Source organism: Streptomyces sp. 549, assembly GCF_030124175.1.
Classification (GTDB): domain Bacteria; phylum Actinomycetota; class Actinomycetes; order Streptomycetales; family Streptomycetaceae; genus Streptomyces.
In genome coordinates this window covers 48,239-69,633 of the sequence record NZ_JASKMT010000017.1, presented here as the reverse complement: position 1 = coordinate 69,633, position 21,395 = coordinate 48,239, and the positions used below count along the sequence as shown (strand labels likewise).

Here is a 21,395-nt window from a genome sequence, read left to right as displayed (position 1 = left end):
GGGAGCCGGTCGTCGGCTTCGAGCGTCGGGGGAGAGAAGACGGTCGCAGTCATGACACGAACCCTGCCCCGGGCCGACAGCGAGCACGGCCCGGCGTAGTCGATCGCCGAAAACGTCACAGACATGGAAGTCTGTGCACAGAACACCCTCGGCATTTCGAGCCTACTCCTCGCGGACTCCGAACGGCTCAGGCTCCCGGACATCCACCGTGGGCCCACGGCGGACGAGGGGCGCCCCCGGAGCAGGGAGCAGCGACCGCCGGCGGGGTGACGGCACCGTCGGCGGAGCCCGGCGACGGGCAGAGACGGGCAGAGACGGGCAGAGCGATGGTGGCGGCCTCACGTTGACAGGGGCCGGAGGCGGACGTTGACTGGCGGGACGGCGTCGAGCCATGCCGCTGCGGAATCCGGCACAACGCACAGGAAAGCGGCCATGATGATGTACGACCAGGCACGTGCCCAACAACCCGCGGACCGACCCCCCGGCGCAGCAGGACACCGCGCCCCGGGCCCGGCAGCGCTGTTCCCTTCGAACGAGCGGGACAGGATCGCCCAACTCCTCGGACAAGCTCTCAACACGTTCCCCGACGCCCCGCACGAGGCGCTGGAGAACGCCGAAGGCGCCTTCGACGAGGCCGCCGCCCAGCTTGTGCAACTGCTCGCCGAACAACGGCTTGCCCTTCGCTCGAGCTGGCAGGGCGCGGACCCCGAGACGCACTCCACCGAGCTCCACCTCGCGCTCAGGCAGTACCGGGAGATCACTCAACGGCTGCTCCGCCTGTAGGCGGTGGCAGGCCGTTCCGGCGAGGGCCGAGTCGCGCAGGCAAGCCGGGTCGCTCGCGGCAGGGGGCAGCCGGGCGAGCGCGCGTCACGGTTCAGCCCGCTGGTTGTTCCCGCGGTGCGGACGGTCCGGGACGGGGGTCCTCGCCCTCGGGGTCGAGACGGGGGAGGAAGCGGTCGAGGCTCCGGGGCAGCCACCAGGCGTGGCGGCCGAGCAGGGTCATGGCGGCGGGGACCAGGAGCAGCCGCACGATGGTGGCGTCCAGCAGCACGCTGACGGCGAGGCCGAGGCCCAGCATCTTGACGACGATGGTGTCGTTGAGGAGGAAGGCGGCGAACACGCTGGCCATGATGAGTGCGGCGCAGGTGATGACGCGGGCGGTGATCTCCAGGCCGTGGGCCACGCTCTCCTTGCTGTCGCCTGTGTGCAGCCAGGCCGCGCGGACCCGTGCGAGCAGGAACACCTCGTAGTCCATGCTCAGGCCGAAGACGATGGCGAACATCATCATCGGCACGTAGCTCTCGATCGGCACGGCTCCCGCGACGCCCAGCGCGGGGCCACCCCAGCCCCACTGGAAGACGGCGACGAGCACGCCGTAGGCGGCGGCGATCGACAGCAGGTTGAGCACGGCGGCCTTGACCGCGACCAGCACACCGCGGAAGACGGTCAGGATGATCAGGAACGCCAGCCCGACCACCACGGCGATGATCAGCGGCAGTCTGCTGGAGATCAGGTCGACGAAGTCCAGCTGGGCGGCCTGGAGGCCGGTGACGTAGGTGTCGGCGTCCGTACCGGACACCGCCCCCGGCAGCACGTCGTCCTTCAGCCGGTCGAAGAGGTCGGCCGTTCCGGCATCCTGAGGCGCGCTCTCGGAGACGGCCGTCGCGATCAGCAGGTCACCGTCCTGGGTGGGTTGCGGTGTGCTGATGCTGGCCGCGCCGGGCACGTCGGTGAGCGCCTGCTTCACCTTGCTCTCCAGCGACGCCCGGTCGCCGGAGGGCACCTCGCTCTGGTCGACGACGAGGGTGAGGGGTCCGTTCGCACCCGGGCCGAACCCGTCGGCGATCAGGTCGTAGGCCCGCCGGTCGGTGAAGCTGGTGGGGTCGGCCCCGTCGTCGATGTGGCCGAGCCGCATGGAGAAGGTCGGAATCGCCAGCACCGCGACGACCAGCAGACCACCCGCCAGGAACCACCAGGGCCGCCGCTCGATCCGCTGGGCGTAGCGGTGCCACCCGCCGCCGGGGGTGCCGCCGGTGCCGGGGGTGCCGTCCGCGTCAGGGGTGCCGTCCGTGCCGGGTGCCCGCTCGGCGACCGGGGTGCGCACGTGCCACCGGTCGATGTGCCGGCCGATGAAGCCGAGCAGCGCGGGCACCAGGGTGACGGCCCCGAGGACGGCGGTGATCACCGCGATGGCTGCCGCTGCGCCCAGCTTGCCGATGAAGGCGACGCGGGAGGCGTAGAGGCCGATCAGCGCGACGATGACCGTGCAGCCGGACACGATGACCGCCCGGCCGCTCGTCGCGACGGCCCGTCCGGCCGCCTCGACGGGATCGAGGCCGTCCATCAGGAGTTGCCGGTGGCGGGTGAGCAGGAAGAGCGCGTAGTCGATGCCGACGCCCAGCCCGATCATGGTGGCGAGCGTGGGCGAGACGCTGGCGAAGGTGAAGGCGGCGGCCACCAGGCTGAGGCAGCTCAGTCCGACGAGCACGCTGACGAGGGCGGTGACCAGCGGGACGCCCGCAGCGATGACGCTGCCGAACCCGACGAGCAGGACGATCACCGCGACGCCGAAGCCGATGCCCTCGCTGCGGAAGTCGTTGGCCTCCGGCCGGGCGAGTTCGCCGAGCGGACCGCCGTACTCGACCTGCACGCCGGCGCTCCGCAGCGGCTGGACCGCGCGGTCCACGCCGTCGAGATAGGAACTGCCCAGCGTGGTCGGGTTGGTGTCGAAGCGGACCGTGATGTAGCCGGTGCTGCCGTCGGAGGTGAGGGCTCCCGTGGAGGTGCCGTCTGACGGCAGCGGGTTCTGCACGGACAGCACGTGGGCGAGCTTTCCCAGGGAGTCCACGGCCTGGTCCACCTGGTCGCTGTGGTCGGTCAGCGAGGAGCCGGAGTCGTGCAGCACCACCTGCGCGCTGGTCCCCCCGGCGTCCGGATCGTGCCGTTGCAGCACGTCGGCGCCCTGCGCGGACTGGGTGCCGGGCAGGGAGAAGTCGTCCGAGTAGCTGCCGCCGAACGTCGACTTCAGGGCCGCGAAACCGCCCACGGCGACCAACCAGGCCACCAGGACGACGACGAAGTGACGGGCGCACCAGGCGCCCACTCGGTACAGCACTCCAGGACCGCTCGCCGCCATGGTGTCTCCCGTTCAGTCCGTGAAACGGAACGTAAGCGGGTGCGGGCGGAGGCGCACGCCGACCGGGGCGATCGGCGGCCGGTGGAGTGAGAGGTGGCGCGGGGTGGTGGGGTGGCGGGGCGCGGAATGGCGGGCTGCGGGGTGGAGGGACGGGGGGCCGGCGGGCTGGTGGGGACGGGGGGTCGGCAGGCTGGTGTGTCGGACCGGTTGGCGGACGGGCGGGTCAGTTTCCGTAGGCCTGCTTCCAGCGGGCCCGGTGGCGGGTGTCGCCCTGGCCCGAGCCGTTGAGCGCGGTCAGCGCCGGCAGCGGTGTGCCGTTGTTCCACAGCCCGAGGTGGTCGCGGTGGATGGCGAGAATGCCGTGTTCCAGAGCGAACGCCTCCGAGGGGCGGCTGAACCGGGTCGTCGTCGCGAAGACGGCGAGGTCCGCCCTGAAGTGGACCTTCGCACCGAGCAGGTCGCGCACCTCACGGCTTGCGATGGTGCTGGTGGGTGCGTAGCGCTTGCACTGGATGACCATGGTGCGCCCGTCGGGCAGCCGCCCGAGCACGTCGGCGCCGTTGTCGTGGGAGCCGCCGACCCGGCGCACCTCGGTGCAGCCGTCGCGTCGGCAGAGGGAGGCCACCAGGTCCTCGAACTCGGTGCCCGTCATCAGGTCGACCTCGGTGAGTGTGCGGTGGCCTGCCTCCACGGCGTCCTCGTGCCGCCAGTGCCGGTCCCGGACGCGGAGCACTCTGTCGGTGCGCCACAGCCACCACCCGCCGGCGGCCGCCCCTGCCAGCAGCACGGCGGCGGCAAGGTACGACCAGATCACCGACCAGAAGACGACCAGCAGGAGCAGCAGCAGTCCTCCACTGGTTGCTGCCGCCCGCAGCCACGCCTCGCGACGGCGCCGTGCCGCCGATCTCCTCCCTCGCCGCGCAGCCATGTTCATCCCCCTCGTCCGATGCGTACCGCAGTGTGGACACGGTGGAACGCGCGGCGAAAGAGGGCCTGTTGGCCAAGGGTCGGGCGACGGGACGTCCGGGGATGCGTGCGCTGCGGACTGCGGACTGCGGGCGGCGGACGGCGGACGGCGGACGGTGTGGGCGGCGGAAGTGCGAACGGCGGAAGTGCGAACGGGCGACAGGCGGTGCGGGCGACAGGCAGTGCAAGCGACAGGGCGTGAGGCAGACCGGAACGAGAGCAGTGCTCTCGTTTGTGGTCGGTGCGGAGATCGCTGCTCCGGGTGGGGAGCGGCGGACGTGGCGGGGTACTGGCACGCGGTGGGGGCGCGAACGCGCGAGCAGCGGGGCGGTCAGTCCCGTTCTCGGAGCGCGGCGAGGAGTTCGGCGCGCAGGTTGTGGGGACGCTTGGCAACCGTGGTGGGCACGTCGGCGTTCCAGCTCTCGGCCATCGAGTCGAGGCCCGTGCGGTACCCCTCGCGCAACCGCGAGCGGAAGAGCACGCAGCCCACGGCCAGCAGCGGGCGTGCCCAGCTGCGTCCCCGGAAGCTGGTCAGGAAGGTGACCCGCCAGCGGCCGTCCTTCTGCTGCTTCATCGTCAAGCGGACGACGCCGCGCGCCAGCGGGTGGCGGAATCCGGCCGTCACGGGCGCGGGCGAGTTGCGGGCGGCGTACCAGCGGTCGAGGTCCGCCTTGGCCCGCAGCTCACCGGTGCGGTAGCGGGCGAAAGAGCCGACGCCCCGGATGGCGGACGACACGGCGACGCGGGTGGGCCGGTGCACGCTCTCCAGGGTCAGTTCGGTGTCCATGGACGTCTGCTCGTCCCCGCCGGCCACCCGCAGCCGGGTCGGGCCCGTCCGGCTCCAGTGCGCGATCTCCACGTACACCGGGTCCGGCTCGGGCATCTCGACCACGTCCGCCACAGCGCCGTCCTCCCCGTCGCCGTAGCCGTAGCCGTAGCCGCCACCGAACTCGTCGGTGATCCGGTACCGCGAGCCGGGGGCCAGGTGGCGGCCTTCCAGGTGCTCGACGTTGGGCAGGGCCTCGTCCTCCAGGTGGAGCACACCCTTCTCCGACCGCAACTCCTCGCACAGGGCGTGCAGATCGGCCAGGGCTTCCGTCAGCCATCGGCGCGGTATCGGCTCGAGGATCACGCTGTGGCGCAGAGTGGGCATGGTAGGGACTGTGTCACAGCACTTTCCCGACCGGGAAGTCCCGACGCGGAACTCTTGGCCGGTCCGCACCTCCGGCGGGGCCGGGACGGATCTGACGCGGCGGCCCCGGCGGTCGCAGAGAGGAGTCGTACGGTGCGAGACGCCGAAGCACCCGACGAGCCGCCCCGGCACGTGCTGGCGGCCACCGACCTGTCCGCCCGGGCCGGCCGGGCCGTGCGGCGGGCGGCGATGGTCGCCGCCCGGCACGGCGCACGACTCACCGTGCTGCACGTGGTGCCGATCGACGTGGACCCCGATTCGGCCGCGTTCGCTCAGGCGCGTTTGCACGACCATGTCCGCGAACAGCTCGACGGCCTGCCCCAGGCGGGCACTGGCTCCGGCACGCACGTACCCGCCGAGCTTTCCGCCAGCCGGTCGGCGCTCGATGTGCTCGTACGGACGGGCGGCGTTGCCGACGTGGTGCTGACGGAGGCGGGCCAACGGTCGGTGGACCTGCTCGTCGTGGGCGCCCACGGCTCGCACGGGCTGCTCGACGCGCTGCTCGGCAGCACCGCCGAGAACCTGGTGCGCGCGTCGCCCGTCCCGGTACTTGTGGTCCGCGATGCTCCGGCGGACGAGTACCGCGAGGTGCTGCTCGCCGTGGACGGTTCCGACTCCGGTGTGGGTGCCCTGCGGACGGGCGCCGCGCTGGCGCCCGGAGCGCGTCGCACTGTGGTGCACGTCCACGTGGTACCGGGTGAGCACCTTCTGCGCATGCGCGGCGTCGCCGAGCCCCAGGTCGCCGAGTACCGGCAGCGCAACGCCCACCGGGTCCGGGAACGAGTGGAGGAGCTGATGGGCCAGGCGGGCCTGACTGGTCCGCAGAGGGCACGGGTGCTGGTGGAGACCGGCCGCCCGCATGACGTCCTGTCGCAGACGGCCGAACGGTTGGGCGCGGACCTGACGGTGGTCGGAACGGGCGCCGGGTCGCGGCTCGGCTACGCGCTGCTGGGCAGTGTGGCGCAGCATGTGGTGCACGGGGCGGCCGGGGATGTGCTGGTGGTGCGCAGCGTCCCGCAGCACCCACCGGCGGCACAGGCAGAGGCCGGGGCAGAGCCACAGGCGAAGGCACAGGCGAAGCCACAGGCACAGGCACAGGCCGAGGCCGGCGAAGCCTGACGCCGAGCCCCCGGGTGCTGCGGCCCCCGCCGGTGTTCCGCGTTCCGGCAGGGAAGCGGGGCGGTCACTGCCCGGGGGCGGCTTCCGCCGACCGGGTGCCGCGTGGCTGAATGCCGGTATGAAAGAGGCGGGGGAAGGCAAGCGGTCGGCGCGCAGGCGCGCCGACGAGGGGGCGCGCGAGGAGCGGCTGCGGGCGCTCGCGCGGGAGTTGGTCGCGCCGGAGCGGGCGGTGGCGTGGAGGGCCCGCTGGGGTGGGTGGTTGGTGGCGGCGCTGCTGCTGTGGCACACCGTCCGGTTCGCCCGGGACGCCGAGCCGCTCGCCCTGGGCTTCTGGTCCGTCCTGGGCTGGGCGGCGTTCCAGGTCGGAGTATGCCTGATCTGGGCGTTCATGGCCTGCGCGGTCGGCCACTGGGGGGTGGCTGCGCACCGGCCCGGTGTCTGGGTGCGCGGTCCGGGTGCGTCCCGGCACGTGGACTGGGACCGGATCGAGGGCGTCGGGGTCACCGACCACGGTCGGCTGGAGATGAAGCTCAGGAAGGATCCGGACGACCCGGACGCGGATCGCTGGCTGGCCGTCGGCTTCTTCGTCCCGCCGGTGCTGTGCCGGTTCCTGCGGCGGCGGGACACCGCGCAGGAGGCGGCCGACCTGCTGACCGTCATGGCGAACCACCCGGAGCTGCGGCCGCTGCGCGGTGCCGGCCACCGGAAGCTCGGTCAGCCGTGGGTGCTCCTGCCGGCCGCAGCTGTGTGGCTCTACGCGGTGTACACCATGCTGCCGTGAGGCCAGGGCGTTCCGACGGGCGACGGGCGGGGGTTCGTGGTCGGCTGGTCGTATGCAGCTGCACGACTTCCCGTTGCTCGCCGGCATTCTGGCCCTGACGGCCGTCGCCGGGCTGCTGGCCACCCGTATGCGGCAGCCGCTGATCGTGGCCTTCATCGGCGTGGGCATCCTGGTCGGCCCGGCGGGGACGGGGTGGGTGGAGGCCGACGGCACGGTGGAGCTGCTGGCCCGGATGGGCATCGCGATCCTGCTCTTCCTCGTCGGTCTGCGGCTGGACCTGCACCTCATCCGGACGACGGGCCCCATCGCGCTGGCCACCGGCCTCGGCCAGGTGGCGTTCACGTCGGTCGTCGGCTTCCTGATCGCGGTGGCCTTCGGCATGGACACGGTGACCGCGCTGTACGTGGCGGTGGCGCTGACGTTCTCCTCGACGATCATCATCGTGAAGCTGCTCTCCGACAAGCGGGAGCTGGAGCAGTTGCACGGCCGGATCGCGATCGGCTTCCTCATCGTGCAGGACATCGTCGTGGTTCTGGTGATGATCGCGCTGACGGCGTTCGGGCAGCCGGCCGGAGCGGACGTCGGAACGGCCGTGATCGGCGTCTTCGCGAAGGGCCTGGGCCTGCTGGCGGGGGTGGGGCTGCTGATGCGGTTCGTGCTGCCCCGGCTGCTGCACCACATCGCCCGCTCGCAGGAACTGCTGGTGCTGTTCGGGGTGGCCTACGCGGTGTCGGTCGCGGCCACCAGCGATTGGCTCGGTTTCAGCTCCGAGGTGGGCGCGTTCCTCGCCGGGGTTTCCCTCGCCTCCACGCCCTACCGGGACGCGCTGGGGGCCCGGCTGGTCAGTCTGCGGGACTTCCTGCTGCTGTTCTTCTTCCTCGACCTCGGTTCGCGGCTGGAGTTCTCCGACGCCGGGCAGCAGCTCACCGAAGCGGCGGTCTTCTCGGTGTTCGTCCTGGTCGGCAATCCGCTGATCGTCATCGTGATCATGGCAGTGATGCGCTACCCGGTACGGGTGGGCTTCCTGGCCGGGCTGACGGTGGCGCAGATCTCCGAGTTCTCGCTGATCCTGGCCGCGCTCGGGCTGAGCCTGGGGCACATCACCAACATCACGGTCAGTCTGATCACGGTGGTCGGTCTGGTGACCATCGGCGGGTCGACGTACCTGATCCTGTACTCGCACCGGATCTACGACCGCCTCAAGCGTCCGCTGGCCTTCTTCGACCGCACCGGCAGCCGCAGGACGGAACTGACCGACGCGGAGGGTGACGTGGACGTCATCCTCTACGGGCTGGGCCGGTTCGGCGGACAGATCGCCGACCGGCTGGGCGGTTCCGGCCACCGGGTGCTGGCGGTGGACTTCGACCCGCACCGGGTGGCCGGGAACGACCGGCCGGGGGTGAAGGCCGTCTTCGGCAGCGCGGAGGACGTGCACTTCCTGGAGTCGCTGCCACTGCACCGGGCCCGGTGCGTGATCAGCACGGTGCCGCTGGCGGAGACCAACCGGGCGCTGCTGGGAAGCCTGCGCCACCACGGCTTCTCGGGCCCGGTGGCGCTGACGGCCCACACCTCGCGGGACGCGGAGGCCCTGCGGGACGCGGGCAGCGACCTGGTGCTCGACCCGTTCGCCTCGGCGGCGTCCGCAGCCACCGACGCGCTGGCGGACCTGATCGGCCCGAGGACGACCGACGGTCGTGAGGGGAACGGCGACGAGGCCGCTGAGGAAAGCCGGGACAGCGGGGACAGCGGGGACAGCCGGGACAGCGAAGGCCGCGAGGGTGATGTCGGCGGCCGGACGCCGGAGTGAGCCCGTCGCCCCAACCCCGCCGCACGCCCCCTCCACGCGCCCGTCACCGCCGCGCGCGCCCGCCCGTCACCGCACACGCCCGCCACCGCCCGCTTGCACGCGCTACCGCACCGGGGCGAAGTCCCCGCCTACGGCGAGCTGCCGGCCGTCCTCGGTGGTGGCGCGGGCGGTGTAGGCGTCGTCCTTGGCGTCGCGGCCGTCCGTCGTGTGGTCGTACTGGCCGGCGAAGACGAACCGCCCGGCCGGCACCGTGCGGCCGTCCTTGAGCGTCCAGCGGAAGACCAGCTCACCGCCGTCCTCCCGCACGGCCACCGTGAAGTCCTCCTCGGGCAGCGACCGCCAGTTGCCGGTCTGAGCGACGCCGCCGGTCTGGGCGACCCGCAGTTCCACGGTGAGAGCGGTGAGCGGTTCGCGGGTGCGCAACGTGACGTCGCTCTGCGACCAGTAGCTGCTGCTGCCCGGGTTGACGGATCCGTCCGACCACAATGGGCCGTCCTCAGTGCTCCGGGCGTCCTTCTCCGGCGCGGACGGCCGGTCCGGCTCGGGCGGTGGCGGCGGCGAGGAGGAGGGCGCCTCCGGGTCGGCGGGGCTCTCCGCGGACGGGCTGCCGCTCGCGGCGGGCGGCTCAGCGGTGGCGGACGGCTCGGTGGCGGACGGCTCAGGTGCGGGTGAGGTGGGACCGGTGCTCGTCACCACGCCGCCCTGCGGCCCGTCGCCCTGCACGACGGAGGCGACCGCGTACCCGCCGACCAGCAGCACACCGGTCGCGGCGGCGCCGGCGAGGGCGATGCGCGGCCAGGGCGCGGCCGTCCGGCTGCGGCGGCTCGACCGGGCGGGGGCCGGTGTGTCCATGCCGCGTTCGACCCGGGCCAGGATGCGGGCCCGGTCGGGGCGGTGGGCCCCGGCTGCGTCGCGCAGCCGCTTGCGCACGTCGTCGTCCATCAGTTCCTCCCCCCGACCAGTTCCTCGCCGGCGTGCGTGCCCAGCAGCCGTTGCAGTTCCGCCACGCCCTTGGACGTCTGGCTCTTCACCGTACCGACCGATATGCCGAGCGCCCGCGCGGTCTCCTTCTCCGACAGGTCCAGCGCGTGCCGCAGCACCACGCAGGCCCGCTTGCGGTGGGACAGCGCGCGCAGTGCCTGCCGCACGTCCACGACGGCGGCCACGTCGGGGTCGTCGGTCCGGTCGGGGCGCTGCGACCAGAAGAGCACGTTGCGCCGCCGTTCCCGGACCGCGCTGCGGATGCGGCTGCGCGCCAGGTTGGCCACCACGCCGCGGGCGTAGGCGAGCCGGTGCTCGGCGCTTCGGGCCCGGTCCCAGCGGTGCCACAGCGCCAGCAGCGCGTCGGCGGCCACGTCGTCCGCCTCGTCCGCACCGCCCGTCAACAGGTGTGCGAATCGGGCGAGTTCGGCGTGGTGGCGCTCGAAGAACTCGTGGAACTCCACGGATGCGTCATCGACGTCCATGTCCGAGGAGACCTCCGCTGTGACCGTGCCGGTGCCCGCCGCGGCGGGAAGCGCGACGATAGCAGTGCCCGCCGATGCCCTCGGCAGCGGACCGGCCGTCAGGACAAGCGCTTTCGGCGCCGACGACCAGCCCGTACGCCGTACGCTGGCCGCCCGCCCCTCTTGGCCCGTCCCACCACTCCCCACCCCCACCCACCACCACATCCCGCGAACGGACACGCGCATGAGCACACGCTTCGAGGAACTCGACTGGCGCCCGACCCCGATGGGCGAGATCAGCCTCCGGCGGCGCCGCGACCCCTCCTCCGGAGAGGACGTGCACGAGGTCAAGCTCGGCGACGAGTTCCTGATGTCCAGCATGTTCACCGCCGGTGAGGTGGCGCTGGCCGAGCTGGGCCTGGCCGCGGCGGGCGGGGGCGAACTCGACGTGGTGGTCGGCGGGCTCGGCCTCGGCTACACGGCGGAGGCCGCGCTGCGGGACGACCGGGTGCGTGCCATGGTCGTCGTCGACGCCCTGGACGCCGTCATCGACTGGCACCGCCGGGGCCTGGTGCCGCTCGGCCCGAAGGTGGCGGGCGACGCGCGCTGCCGCCTGGTGCAGGGCAGTTTCTTCGCGATGGCCGAGGACGAGGTGGGCTTCGACCCGGACGCGGCGGGCCGCCGTTTCCACGCCGTGCTGCTGGACATCGACCACTCGCCGCAGCATGTGCTGCACCCGGCACACGCCGCGTTCTACGAGCCCGCCGGGCTGCGGCGGCTCGCCGACCGCCTGCACCCGGGCGGCGTCTTCGCCCTGTGGTCGAACGATCCGCCGGAGGCGTGGTTCGAGACGGTGCTGGCGGAGGTCTTCCCCGAGTCCCGGTCCCACGTCGTCACGTTCGACAATCCGCTTCAGGGCGGCACCTCGACCAACACCGTCTACGTGGCGCGCACCGCCGCCGGCTGACGCGGCCCTCGGGTGGCGGGGCGGGGCTGGACCTGTCAGCCCCAGAGCGCGCCGGCCACCGCCACGCCGAGCAGCACCGCGCCGAGGCCGGCCACCACGCTCGCCACCACGTTCGCCACCGCGAACAACCGGGCGCCCTGTTCGACCAGCCGCATCGTCTCGTAGGAGAACGTCGAGTAGGTCGTCAGGGCGCCGCACAGGCCGACGCCGAACAGCAGCTGCAACGACGAGCCGGCCGCACCAGAGGCGACCGCTCCGGCGACCAACCCGGCCGCGGCACAGCCCGCCACGTTGACGGTGAGCGTGCCCCAGGGGAAGGCCGACTCGTGGCGGCTCTGCACCGCCCGGTCGGTCAGGTACCGCATGGGTGCGCCGAGCATGGCGCCGAGGACCACCAGCAGCCAGTTCACGCCGTCCCCCCACTCCGGCCGGCCTGGCCGGCCTGGTCAGCCTGGTCAGCCCTGGAACGGCCGGAGCCGCCCCGGCCGCGGACCAGGCGGCGGGTGAGCAGCGCGGCCGTCCAGACCGCGGCGAGCGCGGCGAGCAGCGTCAGGGCCAGGTAGGCCAGCGCCACGGCGGCGTGCCCGCCTGTGATCAGGTGCTCGATGTTCTCGGCGTAGGCGGAGAAGGTGGTGAAACCCCCCAGCACACCCGTGCCGACGAACGGCCGCACCAGGCGGTGCGTCGTCCACAGGTCTGTGACGAGGACCATGAGCACGCCGATGAGCGCACAGCCCGCGACGTTCACGGCGAGGGTGGCGTAGGGGAAGCCGCCGGGAGGCGTCGGCCACCACAGGGTGGCCGCGTAGCGGGCCGCGGCGCCGAGGCCGCCGCCGAGGGCGACCGCCGCGACCACGGGCGTCTCGTCGCGCCACCGCTGCCGCCGCTGGGACGGGTCGGTCAGGTCCACGTCGGGGTCGACGGGTTCCACCGGTCGGGGCCGGGGGCTGCTCACCGGTTGTCCTCCTACTCGCCGGGCGCCGCGCGGGCGCGCTCCTCCGCAAGCAGGGACCGTTGGCGGCGGGCAGCGCCGCGGTTCGGGAACGGCGGGCCCCACCGCCGCGCGGTGGTGGCCGCCACCGCTGGTCACCAGGCTACCGCCGTCGTCGCCTGCGGTCCCGCTCCCCCCGCCGGCCGGTCCCGGCTCAGGCGCGGTCCGGCCGCAGGGCGGCGTGGACGGCGCGAGCCTGGGAGGTGCGGGGGTCGTCGGGGCCGGCGACGCGGGTCAGGGTGGCGACGAGGTCGGCCAGGACCCGCGCCGCCTCCTCCGTGCGGCCCGCCTCGTGGAGGAGGGAGCCGAGCAGCTGGCGGTAGTAGAGGAGGTGCGGATCGTGCTCCGCGAGGGTCCGGCCGCCGTCCTCGGCGATGCCCTGCGCGAGCCGGGCCGCGCCGCCGATGCGGTGACGCCACGTCAGCTCGTTGAGCGCGGCGCGGGCGCGATGGGCCGCGTTGCGGGTCGTGACGGCGAACTCGGCGCGTCTCCACAGGCCTTCGCGGGTGCGGGCGGTGCCGTGGGCGGGGTTGGGGAACAGCGCCAGGTCACCGCCGGGGCTGACCGTGCGGAGCAGGGGCTCCTCCTTGCCCGCTGCCGCGAGCGTGATGGCCAGGCGGCGGTGCAGGGTCGTGAGGTCGAGGTGTTCGGGGCCGTCCGGGATGCCGGTGCGCAGCAGCGTGAGCAACGCATGGGTGAAGACGGTGGGTTCGTCGGGGCGGTCGGTGTTGTAGTCGGCGCGGCGCTTGGCCTCGGTGGCCGTCAGCAGGTGGATGCGTTCGGCGTGCGCGGCGTGCAGGGCGGTGCCGGAGAAGCAGCAGTCGAGCACGGCGACGCGGTGGCGGGCCGGGACCTTGCGCATCGCGGCGAAGACCTCCGCGACGGGCAGGGAGGTGCTGCCCGAGCGCGGCGAGCGGTCCATGGTGCCGGGAAGGGCCAGGCCGACGTGGCTCTCGTCGCGGGGCACGACACCGTGTCCCGCGTAGGAGAAGAGCAGCACGTCCAGCTCTCCGCCGTCGGCCGGCGGTGTTCCGTCTGGGCGGTGCAGGATCAGGTCGAGGACGTCGCTGCGGGTGTGCGGGTCGACCCGGATGCGCACGCCTTCGGGTGCACAGCAGCCGCCCGGGACGGTCAGCGCGGCGGCCAGCCCGGCGATGTTGCGGGTGACCTGCGGAATGCTGCGCAGGTTGCTCGGATGCACCTGGCCGGCCGTGCCCGTGAGCACGGCCAGCGTGTGGCTGCGGCGGGGCCGGACCGCCGCCCAGTCCGAGCCGCAGCCCGAGTCCGAGTCCGAGTCCGAGCCCGTCAAGGGGTCCCGTCCGCGGGCTGATCATCGGCGAACTCCTCGAAGCGGCGCAGGGCGTCGTCGAGCGTGCCCTCCGTGGCGGTGATCTTCCGGCTGCTGCCGTCCGGACGGGTCACCTCGAAGCTGACCGGACGCGCGGAGACACGCTGCCCGAGCCAGTAGCCGAACGCCCCGACGGCCGCCGTGAGCAGCGGTTCGACGGCGCCGACCAGTTCCACCGCCGTCGCGAGGCCGCCCATCTTCCCGGACTCCGCCTCGGCCATGACGAGCCTCACCGTGGGGCGGAGTTCCTCGTCGTCCTCGTACCAGTCGCTGACCTCGCGGGCGAGTTGGTCGGCTTCCTCGGGCGGGGCCTGGAAGGTGATGGTGAGCTGAGCGGTCATGTGATCCCCCGGTGGTGGTGCGGTGCGGTGGTGAAGTCCGGCGGCTCGGGGAACGGGACCCCGCTCGGGCCGGGCGGCGGTGGTGACGGCGCGGGAGCGGGTCGACCGGTGTCCGCCGACATGCGGAACAACATGCCGCGGCCGGGCACTTCGTACGGCAGCCGGAACGCGGACGACGTCTCCGGCACGACCACCCGGTCGGCGAGCACACGTTCGAGGGCGCCGAGCGCCGGCGGTACACCCTGCTGGTGGACGTCCGGCAGCCACACGTCGTGCATCGTGGTGAACGCGCGCCACGCCTGCCGGACATCGGCTGGTGCGCTCACCCGCCCCACGAAGGCGCCCGGACGCGGACGTTCACCGGGCGGCGGCGGACCGGTGACCGTGGAGGCCACCAGTTCGGGCAGGCCGTGCGGGACGGGCCGGTCGGACGCGAGCACGATGCGGACACGGTAGGCGGGTTCGGACGCCGCGCTGCCGAGCAGCCACTCGTAGAAGGCGGCGGCGTGGGCCGCGAACGGAACGGCCGGTTCCTGCCTGCCGATGGCGGGGTTGAAGCGTCCGGGCCGCGCGAGGGATTGGTACTCACCGAGCAACCGCCTTACGGCGTCGGTGTGTTGATGGTGCCAGGGGGCGGGCTCCAGGCGGACGACCAGCACGGTCGTGCCGGGGGTACGGGCAAGCGGGGACCAGACCGGCTCCCAGCTCATCGCCTCCGTGGAGAAGGGGTCCACGGTCACACCGACCGGGAAGGCCGCGTCGGACCGGTGTATCGACTGCCAGGTGAGGCGCTTCCTGACCTCCACCAGGTGCGCGGCCCCGTCCGGTATCGGGCGCAGGGCGCTGTCGATCTCCCGGCTGCTCAGCGGGTCCGTACGCACGTGGCGGGGCAGGGCGGCCAGTCCCTCGCGCAACCGTTCCGCCGAGGCACGCGCCCGGTGCGGGTCCGTGCCGAAGGCCCGGCCGAGCAGCACGCAGGACAGCCGTCCGCCTCCGGGGGCGGCGTCGGCGCCGGGCCCGTTGGTGACGCGCAGCTCCCAGCAGCGTCCGTCGGCGGCCCACTGGCCGGCCAGCCAGGCCCGCTCCCGCTGGACGACCTCCACGCGGCGCTGCTCCTCAGGCAGCCCGACGGCCGTGGCGTTGTGGGCCGCGGCAGGGTCGGGCTCCAGCCGGACCCCGGTGTAGCACCACACCGCGCCGGGGCCGTTGAGCTGGAGGTACGGGTCATCCGGCGGCGCAGCGGTCAAAAGCTCCGCCCCTGGTGCTCACCAGGCCAGCCACCGCCCGAAACCGGGCCCGGCCCCGAACCCGGCCCCGAACCCGGGGCCGGGTGCTGCGGTGGCGGCGGCGCCGCGGGCATGGTGGGCATCGGCTCGGTGGCGGGTGCGGCCGGGAACGCGGGCGGGGGCGGATACCCGAGCTGGCCGGGCTGGCCGGGAATCCCTCCCAGCGTTCCCGTGACTCCGTCGGCTCCGCCCGGACCAGGCGTCTGGTCCTTCTGGACCGACACCCGCTCCTGCTGGGCGTCCTCCAGGGCGACCATCAGTCCCTCGCGGGCGGCCAGGTGCACCGCCTCCCGCAGGGCACGGGCGCCTTCGCTGCGGAGGATCTGGTGCTCGATCTGGTTCTGGCCCTTGAGGCTCTGCCACACGTCACCGAGGAACTGGCCGATGAGCTGGTGGCCCCGGCGTGTACGCCACATCATCCAGCCCAGGTAGAGGCTGCTGCCGTACGTGAACACCGAGATGTAGGCGACGTATCCGCGCTCCCGGAGCACGAGTCGGCCCTGTTCCTCGTTGACCCCCACCGGGAAGCGGCGCGCCTGGAGCACCTTGCGGATTCCCAGGTACGCCTGGTCCCTGCGGCCCTCCCGCTCGGCGAGCAGCACGCGCCACTCCGCGATCGGCTCGGGCTCCCTGGCCAGCAGCACGGCCAGCCAGAACGCGCCGATCGAGCCGATGCCGACGATGAACGTCCAGACGCTGAACGCCGCGACACCGCCGACAAGGAGCACCAACAGCCCGGCCAGCATGCCCAGGAAGAAGACCAGGAAGGAGACGACCGCGCCTCTGGCCAGCAGGTAGAAGATGTGAGCAGCGCTGACGTTCTCGTTCAGCCGCGTCTCGATGTCCGTGAACCGGATCGTCTTGTCGAGATACGCGGCGTTGCCGTCTCCGCCCCGCCAACCCGGAACTGGGTGCTCCCGGCCCGTGAACATAGCCATCCCCCTCTGTCACGCCCCCATCACACAGGGCGACAAGGCTCCCACAGGAACCGTCCACCCGGAAGGGATTCGGACATCTTCTGACGGTCCGACAACTCGCCGCCGTGTCAACCGCCCGCCGCACCTCAGCGCGGCAGGCGGCTCAGCGCTACTCGCGCCTCAGCGCGGCAGGCGGCTCAGCGCCGGTACGAGCCGGGCCGCCGACGTGCCCAGGCCCGTCGGCACCAGGCCCGTCGGCACCGGGCCCGAGGGCGCCGTGCCGGTGGTCACGGGACCCGTGGGCACCGGGCGTGTGGGCACCCGGCCGATGGGTGCCGCCCCCCTCGGCACCAGGCCGCCGCCGCGTCCCGCAGTGCCCGGAAGGGCAGGCGGCTGAAGCTGCGGCGGGTTCGCGGCGTCGGCGAGCAGTTCCTCCTCGCCGTAGCGCCGGCAGCCCCGGTGCCAGATGAGAATGCCGGCGAGCCAGTTCTCCAGTTCCCGCACATAGCCGTCGAGGATGTCGCGGGCCTCCCGGCTGAGCTGGAAGTCGTCGTACAGCACCGGGAGTTCGTGTGCGGCGACATGCCGGAACTGGCTCAGGCGGCTGTTCATCAGGTCGTCCACGATGGCGAGCGCGGTGGGGTAGTCGCAGTCGAAGAAGTGCTGCACCACCAGGACGCCGTTGTGCACCTCGCCCTCGAACTCGATCTCCTTCTGGTAGGAGAACACGTCGTTGAGCAGGCAGGCGTAGTCGGCCGCCGCGTTCTCCAGGGACCGCATGGGCCCGCTGCGGTAGATCTCCGGCGGCACCTCGCGGCCGTGGCCGAGCCGGCACAGGCTCATGGTGAGGTCGGATCCGAAGGTCATGCGCCGCATCTCGACGTAGTCGACCGGGTCGGGCACGCGGTTCTGCGCCTGGTTGGCCAGCTCCCACAGCCAGCTCTCCGTCATGTCCTCCACCGCCTTGCGGAACGCGGCGCGGGCCTGCGGCGCCATCGGTCCGGCCGTGCGGCGCCACAGGTCGGCGAGTCCGCGTTCCAGCGCGGTCAGCGGCGGCGGGGTCGGCGCCGACGCGTCCAGCGGCATGAACAGCGAGAGCCGTTCGTTGCACAGCGCGGCGCCCGCCAGGTCGCGGGCGCGTCCGTAGACGACGGGGAAGTAGTCGTCGCCGTAGGTGCCCCACGTCAGCCAGTCCGAGGTCAGGTCGAGGCTCTCGGCGGTGGCGTCGGGGTGGATTCCGGCCGCGCACAGCGGCAGGTCGATCCCGGCGACCCGCTCAGTGGTCCACACGTGCGAGTGGGGCACGCCGGGTTGCGGTTGCAGCATGCCCATCTCGCGCGACCAGGCGATGACATGGCGGCGGGACGCGTCGAGGTGCGGGCTGAGCGTGGTGGTGAACGGCAGCGCGAAGTCCGGCAGCAGGGAGGGGCCGGTCCGCTGGTGCGGCACATGGGTGTGGGTGCGCGTCCTGGCCGTCTCGGCGCGTGCGGTCAGGGACATGCCGTTGCCCAGGCGCACGGCGGACGTGCCGAGCCCGGACGGGAGGAAGCCGGCCGCCGGGCCGACCGCGGGGGCCGTGCCCCCGCCACCGCCGCCGTTCATGTAGCGGCTGGAGCGCATGTGCCACTCGTGGCCGCCGGACTGCCAGTCCTGCAGTCCCTTGACGTAGGCGAGCACGGCGGCGCACTCGTGCGGTGCGAGGCCGTGTTGCGCGAACAGCGGCGGCAGCTCGCTGAGCGCGGTGTTCTCGAACTGCTGCACGCGGGAGGTGAGCAGGTCGTTGACGGAGTCCGCGGCCTGCTGGGTGGTGCAGCCGAGGAAGGTCTCCAGGACCAGCACGCCGTTGCTCAGCTCGCCCTCCTCCTCGGTCTCGCGCTGGTAGGAGAACAGGTCGTTGCGCAGGTGCACGCCGTCGGAGAAGGCGTCCTTGAGCACCCGCAGGGGCCGGGACGCGGCGACGGCCGCCGGGACCTCCGCGCCCGCGGCGTACTCGACGAGCCCCGCCGACCAGGGCGCGCCACCGACCTTGCGGCGCATCTCGATGTACTCGACGGGGTTGGGGACGCGGTGGGCGTTGATGTTGGAGAGTTCCCACAGCGACTCGTTGAGCAGGTTCTCGGTGCTCTCGGCGAACCGCGCCCGCCATTCCATGGACATGCTGGGGACCGTGCGGGCCCACAGGTCCGCCAGTCCCTTCTCGACGGGGTTCACCGGTTCCGGCACGGTGTCCGACAGGTCCATCGGCATGAAGAGCGGCAGCCGGTCGAGATAGGCCTTGCCGCCGACCCGGTCGGAGGAGCGTTTGAAGGTCTCCAGGAAATGGTCGTCGAAGAAGAAGACCCAGACGTACCAGTCGGTGACCAGGGACAGCGCGGGTCCGGACGCGTCCGGATGGGTGTAGGAGCACAGCAGGGCGTAGTCGTGGGCCTCCAGGTCGCGCAGGTCCCAGATTCCGGACCCCCCCAGCATTCCCATCCGGTCGGCCCACTCCCTGGTGTGCTCCCGGGCCTGCTCCAGGTGCGGGTTGAGCCGTGCCGGATAGGGCAGGTAGAAATCCGGAAGTTCGAAGGGCTGTGTCACCGATGCCCGGCCTTTCTGAGACGAACGTCGCACACGTATGCGGTCCGCGGCCTTTCCGAGCCCGGACGCCCCGAGCACTACCCGGGTGTTCCGTCACTTATCCGGTGTGATGAACGGCGAGATGAACGTACGAATTCCGCCCGCCGGCCGTGTCCGGCCGTGTCCGGGCACGCGCGGTGCGGCGGGTCCCGGGTGCGCGGCGGCCGGGGCGGGGGCACGATCGGAGCATGACGCACACGATTCGGCTGGCACAGCAGCCGGAAGCCGACGAACTGCTCGGCCGCAGCCCGCTGGCGGCCCTGGTCGGCATGCTGCTCGACCAGCAGGTGCCCATGGAGTGGGCGTTCGCCGGGCCGCTCACCATCGCGCAGCGACTGGGCGGCGACGACCTGGACGCCCGGCGCATCGCGGAGTGGCCGCCGGAGGAGTTCGCCGCCCTGCTGTCGCAGAAGCCGGCCGTGCACCGCTACCCCGGCGCGATGGCCGGACGCGTGCAGCAGCTGTGCCGGTACCTCGTCGAGCACTACGACGGGGACGCCGCCGCCGTCTGGCGGGACGCAGCGGACGGCCCGGAGCTGCTGCGGCGGCTGAACGCCCTGCCCGGCTTCGGCAAGCAGAAGGCGCAGATCTTCCTGGCGCTGCTCGGCAAGCAGTACGACGTGCGCCCGGACCGCTGGCGGGAGGCCGCCGGGCCCTACGGCGAGCGGGACGCGTTCCGCTCGGCGGCCGACATCACGGGACCGGAGACGCTGGAGAAGGTCCGCGCCCACAAGCAGCAACTCAAGGCGCAGGCCAAGAAGGACAAGCAGGCGTCGAAGGACAAGCAGGCGCAGCAGGGCTCCGACTCGTAGCTCGTGCCGCCCCGCCGGGTCCTGCCGGGTCCCGCCGGGATAATCGCTGGCGGGACAGGCCGGGTCGCCGGAATCATCGAAGGCGTGCCGGCCCGTTGGGAGTACCTCGTCGAGCGCCACACCGTGCTGTCGGTGGTGGCGGGCTCGCGGGCGTTCGGCCTGGCGACCTCCGCCTCGGACACCGACCTGCGCGGTGTGTACGTGGCGCCGGCCGAGGCCTTCTGGCGCTTCGACAAGCCGCCGACGCACCTGGACGGGCCCCGGCCGGAGCAGTTCAGCTGGGAGGTCGAGCGGTTCTGTGCCCTCGCCCTCGCGGGGAACCCGACGGCGCTGGAGGCCCTGCACAGTCCGCTCGTCGAGCGCCGCACCCCGGTTGGCGCCGAACTGCTGGCGTTGGCGCCTGCGTTCCTGTCCCGGCGGGTGTACCGGACGTTCGGGGACCATGCCCGGTCCCAGTTCCGCAGGGCCGAGAAGCGCCGGGGGCGCGGCGTTGAGCCGCGACCGAAGCAGCTCGTGCACCAGCTCCGTCTGCTGCTCACCGCCAGTGCCCTGCTGGAGACGGGCACGCTGGACATCGACGTGTCCCACCACCGCGACCGGCTGCTGGCGGTGCGCCGCCAGGAGACGGGCTGGGACGAGGTGTGCCGGTGGAGCGAGTCGCTGGTGGAGCGGCTGGACCGGGCCGCCGCCCGAACCTCGCTGCCGGACGCACCGGACACCGCCCGCGTCGAGGACTGGCTGGCGTCCGTCCGGCGGCGTTCACTCGACCATGCCGAGGAGGCAGCACCGTGACCTCGACCTCGACCCCTGCTGCGGACCCCGGCGTGCTCGCCGCCGCAGGCCTGCCCGACCCGGCCGCGCTGGTCGCCGCCGTCGCGGACCGGGAGCACCCGCCGCTGTTCGCCGCCGTCTCCGGCGCGCACCTGTACGGGTTCCCGTCCGCCGACTCCGACGTGGACCTGCGCGGTGCGCACCTGCTGCCGTTGCGGCAGGTGATCGGGCTCGGCCGCCCGGCCGGGACGCAGACCGTCACCGAGGTGCGCGGCGGCGTCGAAGTCGACCTGGTCACCCACGATCTGGCCAAGTTCGTGCGGATGCTGCTGCGGCCCGACGGCTACGTGCTGGAGCAGTTGCTGTCCCCGCTCGTGGTGCTCTCCGGCCCGACGCACGCCGCGCTGGTGGAGTTGGCGCCCGGCCTGCCGACGCGTGGCCACGTGCGCCACTACGAGGGGTTCGCCGCCGGCCAGTGGCGGCTGTTCGAGCGGACGGGGGAGCTGAAGCCGCTGCTGTACACGTTCCGGGTGCTGCTGACCGGTATCCGCCTGCTGCGCGGCGGCGGCCTGGTGGCGCACCTGCCGACGCTGGCGGAGGACGGCCCGCGCTACCTCGGAGACCTGGTCCGGGCGAAGGCCGACGCGGAGCATGGCCTGCTGGCAGGGGTGCCGGGGGCGCCGGCCCCGGAGCGACTGGCGGCGGACGTCGCGGAGTTGCGCGCCGCGCTGGCGGAGGCCGGGCGGTCGTCGGCTCTGCCGGACCGTCCGGCGGGCGCCGACGCGCTGGAGGACCTGGTCGTGACGACCCGGTTGGCCGCCGCGTGACCGGCCCGGCGCTCCCCGGGGGAGCGGGGAGGGCGGCAGCCGGAAGGGGGTCAGCTCTGCGGCTGGCACC

20 protein-coding genes are annotated in these 21,395 nt (G+C 73.0%); 8 read left to right on the top strand and 12 right to left on the bottom strand.

Features of this window, described 5'->3' with window-relative positions; translation table 11 throughout:
• Positions 1-438 precede the first annotated feature (438 nt).
• Positions 439-783: a hypothetical protein gene (locus tag QNO07_RS18950; RefSeq protein ID WP_283993413.1), complete on the top strand. Its 345-nt coding sequence runs from the start codon at positions 439-441 to the stop codon at positions 781-783.
• A gap of 91 nt (positions 784-874) precedes the next feature.
• Here QNO07_RS18950 and QNO07_RS18945 read toward each other — a convergent pair whose 3' ends face one another.
• From QNO07_RS18945 to QNO07_RS18935, 3 genes are all read right to left on the bottom strand, one after another.
• Positions 875-3,136 (bottom strand): MMPL family transporter, encoded by a 2,262-nt coding sequence (locus QNO07_RS18945; protein ID WP_283993354.1) that lies wholly within the window; start codon positions 3,134-3,136, stop codon positions 875-877.
• 223 nt (positions 3,137-3,359) lie between these two features.
• Positions 3,360-4,064 carry a restriction endonuclease gene (locus tag QNO07_RS18940; RefSeq protein ID WP_283993353.1) on the bottom strand — a complete coding sequence of 235 codons (705 nt, stop codon included), beginning with the start codon at positions 4,062-4,064 and terminating at the stop codon, positions 3,360-3,362.
• A 369-nt stretch (positions 4,065-4,433) separates the two neighbouring features.
• The gene (locus QNO07_RS18935) at positions 4,434-5,255 is read right to left on the bottom strand and encodes a hypothetical protein (RefSeq protein WP_283993352.1); all 822 of its coding nucleotides are present in this window, start codon (positions 5,253-5,255) and stop codon (positions 4,434-4,436) included.
• A gap of 132 nt (positions 5,256-5,387) precedes the next feature.
• On the opposite strand from QNO07_RS18935, the gene QNO07_RS18930 reads away from it, so the two are divergent.
• The 3 genes from QNO07_RS18930 to QNO07_RS18920 all read left to right on the top strand — a co-directional run bounded on the left by QNO07_RS18930 (position 5,388) and on the right by QNO07_RS18920 (position 9,001).
• On the top strand, positions 5,388-6,413 hold the full coding sequence (locus QNO07_RS18930) for a universal stress protein (protein ID WP_283993351.1): 1,026 nt from the start codon (positions 5,388-5,390) through the stop codon (positions 6,411-6,413).
• Between the two features lie 118 nt (positions 6,414-6,531).
• Positions 6,532-7,194, top strand: coding sequence for a hypothetical protein (locus tag QNO07_RS18925; protein ID WP_283993350.1), 663 nt, complete (start codon positions 6,532-6,534; stop codon positions 7,192-7,194).
• A 52-nt stretch (positions 7,195-7,246) separates the two neighbouring features.
• Positions 7,247-9,001 carry a cation:proton antiporter gene (locus tag QNO07_RS18920; RefSeq protein ID WP_283993349.1) on the top strand — a complete coding sequence of 585 codons (1,755 nt, stop codon included), beginning with the start codon at positions 7,247-7,249 and terminating at the stop codon, positions 8,999-9,001.
• A 102-nt stretch (positions 9,002-9,103) separates the two neighbouring features.
• Here QNO07_RS18920 and QNO07_RS18915 read toward each other — a convergent pair whose 3' ends face one another.
• Complete coding sequence (locus QNO07_RS18915; protein WP_283993348.1) at positions 9,104-9,943, bottom strand: hypothetical protein; 840 nt, start codon at positions 9,941-9,943, stop codon at positions 9,104-9,106.
• Positions 9,943-10,467, bottom strand: coding sequence for a SigE family RNA polymerase sigma factor (locus tag QNO07_RS18910; RefSeq protein ID WP_283993347.1), 525 nt, complete (start codon positions 10,465-10,467; stop codon positions 9,943-9,945). The genes QNO07_RS18915 and QNO07_RS18910 overlap by 1 nt, the downstream gene beginning before the upstream one ends.
• 223 nt (positions 10,468-10,690) lie before the next feature.
• On the opposite strand from QNO07_RS18910, the gene QNO07_RS18905 reads away from it, so the two are divergent.
• The gene (locus tag QNO07_RS18905; RefSeq protein ID WP_283993346.1) at positions 10,691-11,413 is read left to right on the top strand and encodes a polyamine aminopropyltransferase; all 723 of its coding nucleotides are present in this window, start codon (positions 10,691-10,693) and stop codon (positions 11,411-11,413) included.
• A gap of 35 nt (positions 11,414-11,448) precedes the next feature.
• Here QNO07_RS18905 and crcB read toward each other — a convergent pair whose 3' ends face one another.
• The 7 genes from crcB to QNO07_RS18870 all read right to left on the bottom strand — a co-directional run bounded on the left by crcB (position 11,449) and on the right by QNO07_RS18870 (position 18,876).
• Positions 11,449-11,823 (bottom strand): fluoride efflux transporter CrcB, encoded by a 375-nt coding sequence (crcB, locus tag QNO07_RS18900; protein WP_283993345.1) that lies wholly within the window; start codon positions 11,821-11,823, stop codon positions 11,449-11,451.
• Positions 11,820-12,368 (bottom strand): fluoride efflux transporter FluC, encoded by a 549-nt coding sequence (locus QNO07_RS18895; protein ID WP_283993344.1) that lies wholly within the window; start codon positions 12,366-12,368, stop codon positions 11,820-11,822. The genes crcB and QNO07_RS18895 overlap by 4 nt, the downstream gene beginning before the upstream one ends.
• A gap of 190 nt (positions 12,369-12,558) precedes the next feature.
• Entirely contained in the window at positions 12,559-13,713 is a 1,155-nt protein-coding gene (locus QNO07_RS18890; RefSeq protein WP_283993343.1) for a caspase family protein, read from the bottom strand.
• A complete protein-coding gene (locus QNO07_RS18885; protein WP_283993342.1) occupies positions 13,710-14,093 on the bottom strand; it encodes an effector-associated constant component EACC1 in 384 nt (127 codons plus the stop codon). The genes QNO07_RS18890 and QNO07_RS18885 overlap by 4 nt, the downstream gene beginning before the upstream one ends.
• The gene (locus tag QNO07_RS18880; RefSeq protein WP_283993341.1) at positions 14,090-15,340 is read right to left on the bottom strand and encodes a hypothetical protein; all 1,251 of its coding nucleotides are present in this window, start codon (positions 15,338-15,340) and stop codon (positions 14,090-14,092) included. The genes QNO07_RS18885 and QNO07_RS18880 overlap by 4 nt, the downstream gene beginning before the upstream one ends.
• On the bottom strand, positions 15,337-16,317 hold the full coding sequence (locus QNO07_RS18875; RefSeq protein WP_283993340.1) for a hypothetical protein: 981 nt from the start codon (positions 16,315-16,317) through the stop codon (positions 15,337-15,339). The genes QNO07_RS18880 and QNO07_RS18875 overlap by 4 nt, the downstream gene beginning before the upstream one ends.
• 159 nt (positions 16,318-16,476) lie before the next feature.
• Positions 16,477-18,876, bottom strand: a complete 2,400-nt coding sequence (locus QNO07_RS18870) for a terpene synthase family protein (RefSeq protein WP_283993339.1) — start codon at positions 18,874-18,876, stop codon at positions 16,477-16,479.
• A 227-nt stretch (positions 18,877-19,103) separates the two neighbouring features.
• On the opposite strand from QNO07_RS18870, the gene QNO07_RS18865 reads away from it, so the two are divergent.
• The 3 genes from QNO07_RS18865 to QNO07_RS18855 all read left to right on the top strand — a co-directional run bounded on the left by QNO07_RS18865 (position 19,104) and on the right by QNO07_RS18855 (position 21,325).
• Entirely contained in the window at positions 19,104-19,727 is a 624-nt protein-coding gene (locus QNO07_RS18865) for an HhH-GPD-type base excision DNA repair protein (RefSeq protein WP_283993338.1), read from the top strand.
• Between the two features lie 84 nt (positions 19,728-19,811).
• The gene (locus QNO07_RS18860) at positions 19,812-20,519 is read left to right on the top strand and encodes a nucleotidyltransferase domain-containing protein (protein ID WP_283993337.1); all 708 of its coding nucleotides are present in this window, start codon (positions 19,812-19,814) and stop codon (positions 20,517-20,519) included.
• Positions 20,516-21,325: a nucleotidyltransferase domain-containing protein gene (locus QNO07_RS18855; RefSeq protein WP_502961880.1), complete on the top strand. Its 810-nt coding sequence runs from the start codon at positions 20,516-20,518 to the stop codon at positions 21,323-21,325. The genes QNO07_RS18860 and QNO07_RS18855 overlap by 4 nt, the downstream gene beginning before the upstream one ends.
• The last annotated feature ends 70 nt before the right edge of the window (positions 21,326-21,395 follow it).

Bases quoted from the DNA above. Each gene is read 5' to 3' on its own strand.
- QNO07_RS18865 (WP_283993338.1), top strand. From the start codon at position 19,104: ATGACGCACACGATTCGGCTGGCACAGCAGCCGGAAGCCGACGAACTG.
- QNO07_RS18875 (WP_283993340.1), bottom strand. From the start codon at position 16,317: ATGGCTATGTTCACGGGCCGGGAGCACCCAGTTCCGGGTTGGCGGGGC.
- QNO07_RS18920 (WP_283993349.1), top strand. From the start codon at position 7,247: ATGCAGCTGCACGACTTCCCGTTGCTCGCCGGCATTCTGGCCCTGACG.
- QNO07_RS18905 (WP_283993346.1), top strand. From the start codon at position 10,691: ATGAGCACACGCTTCGAGGAACTCGACTGGCGCCCGACCCCGATGGGC.
- QNO07_RS18945 (WP_283993354.1), bottom strand. From the start codon at position 3,136: ATGGCGGCGAGCGGTCCTGGAGTGCTGTACCGAGTGGGCGCCTGGTGC.
- QNO07_RS18885 (WP_283993342.1), bottom strand. From the start codon at position 14,093: ATGACCGCTCAGCTCACCATCACCTTCCAGGCCCCGCCCGAGGAAGCC.
- QNO07_RS18925 (WP_283993350.1), top strand. From the start codon at position 6,532: ATGAAAGAGGCGGGGGAAGGCAAGCGGTCGGCGCGCAGGCGCGCCGAC.
- QNO07_RS18935 (WP_283993352.1), bottom strand. From the start codon at position 5,255: ATGCCCACTCTGCGCCACAGCGTGATCCTCGAGCCGATACCGCGCCGA.
- QNO07_RS18910 (WP_283993347.1), bottom strand. From the start codon at position 10,467: ATGGACGTCGATGACGCATCCGTGGAGTTCCACGAGTTCTTCGAGCGC.
- QNO07_RS18950 (WP_283993413.1), top strand. From the start codon at position 439: ATGTACGACCAGGCACGTGCCCAACAACCCGCGGACCGACCCCCCGGC.
- QNO07_RS18915 (WP_283993348.1), bottom strand. From the start codon at position 9,943: ATGGACGACGACGTGCGCAAGCGGCTGCGCGACGCAGCCGGGGCCCAC.
- QNO07_RS18940 (WP_283993353.1), bottom strand. From the start codon at position 4,064: ATGGCTGCGCGGCGAGGGAGGAGATCGGCGGCACGGCGCCGTCGCGAG.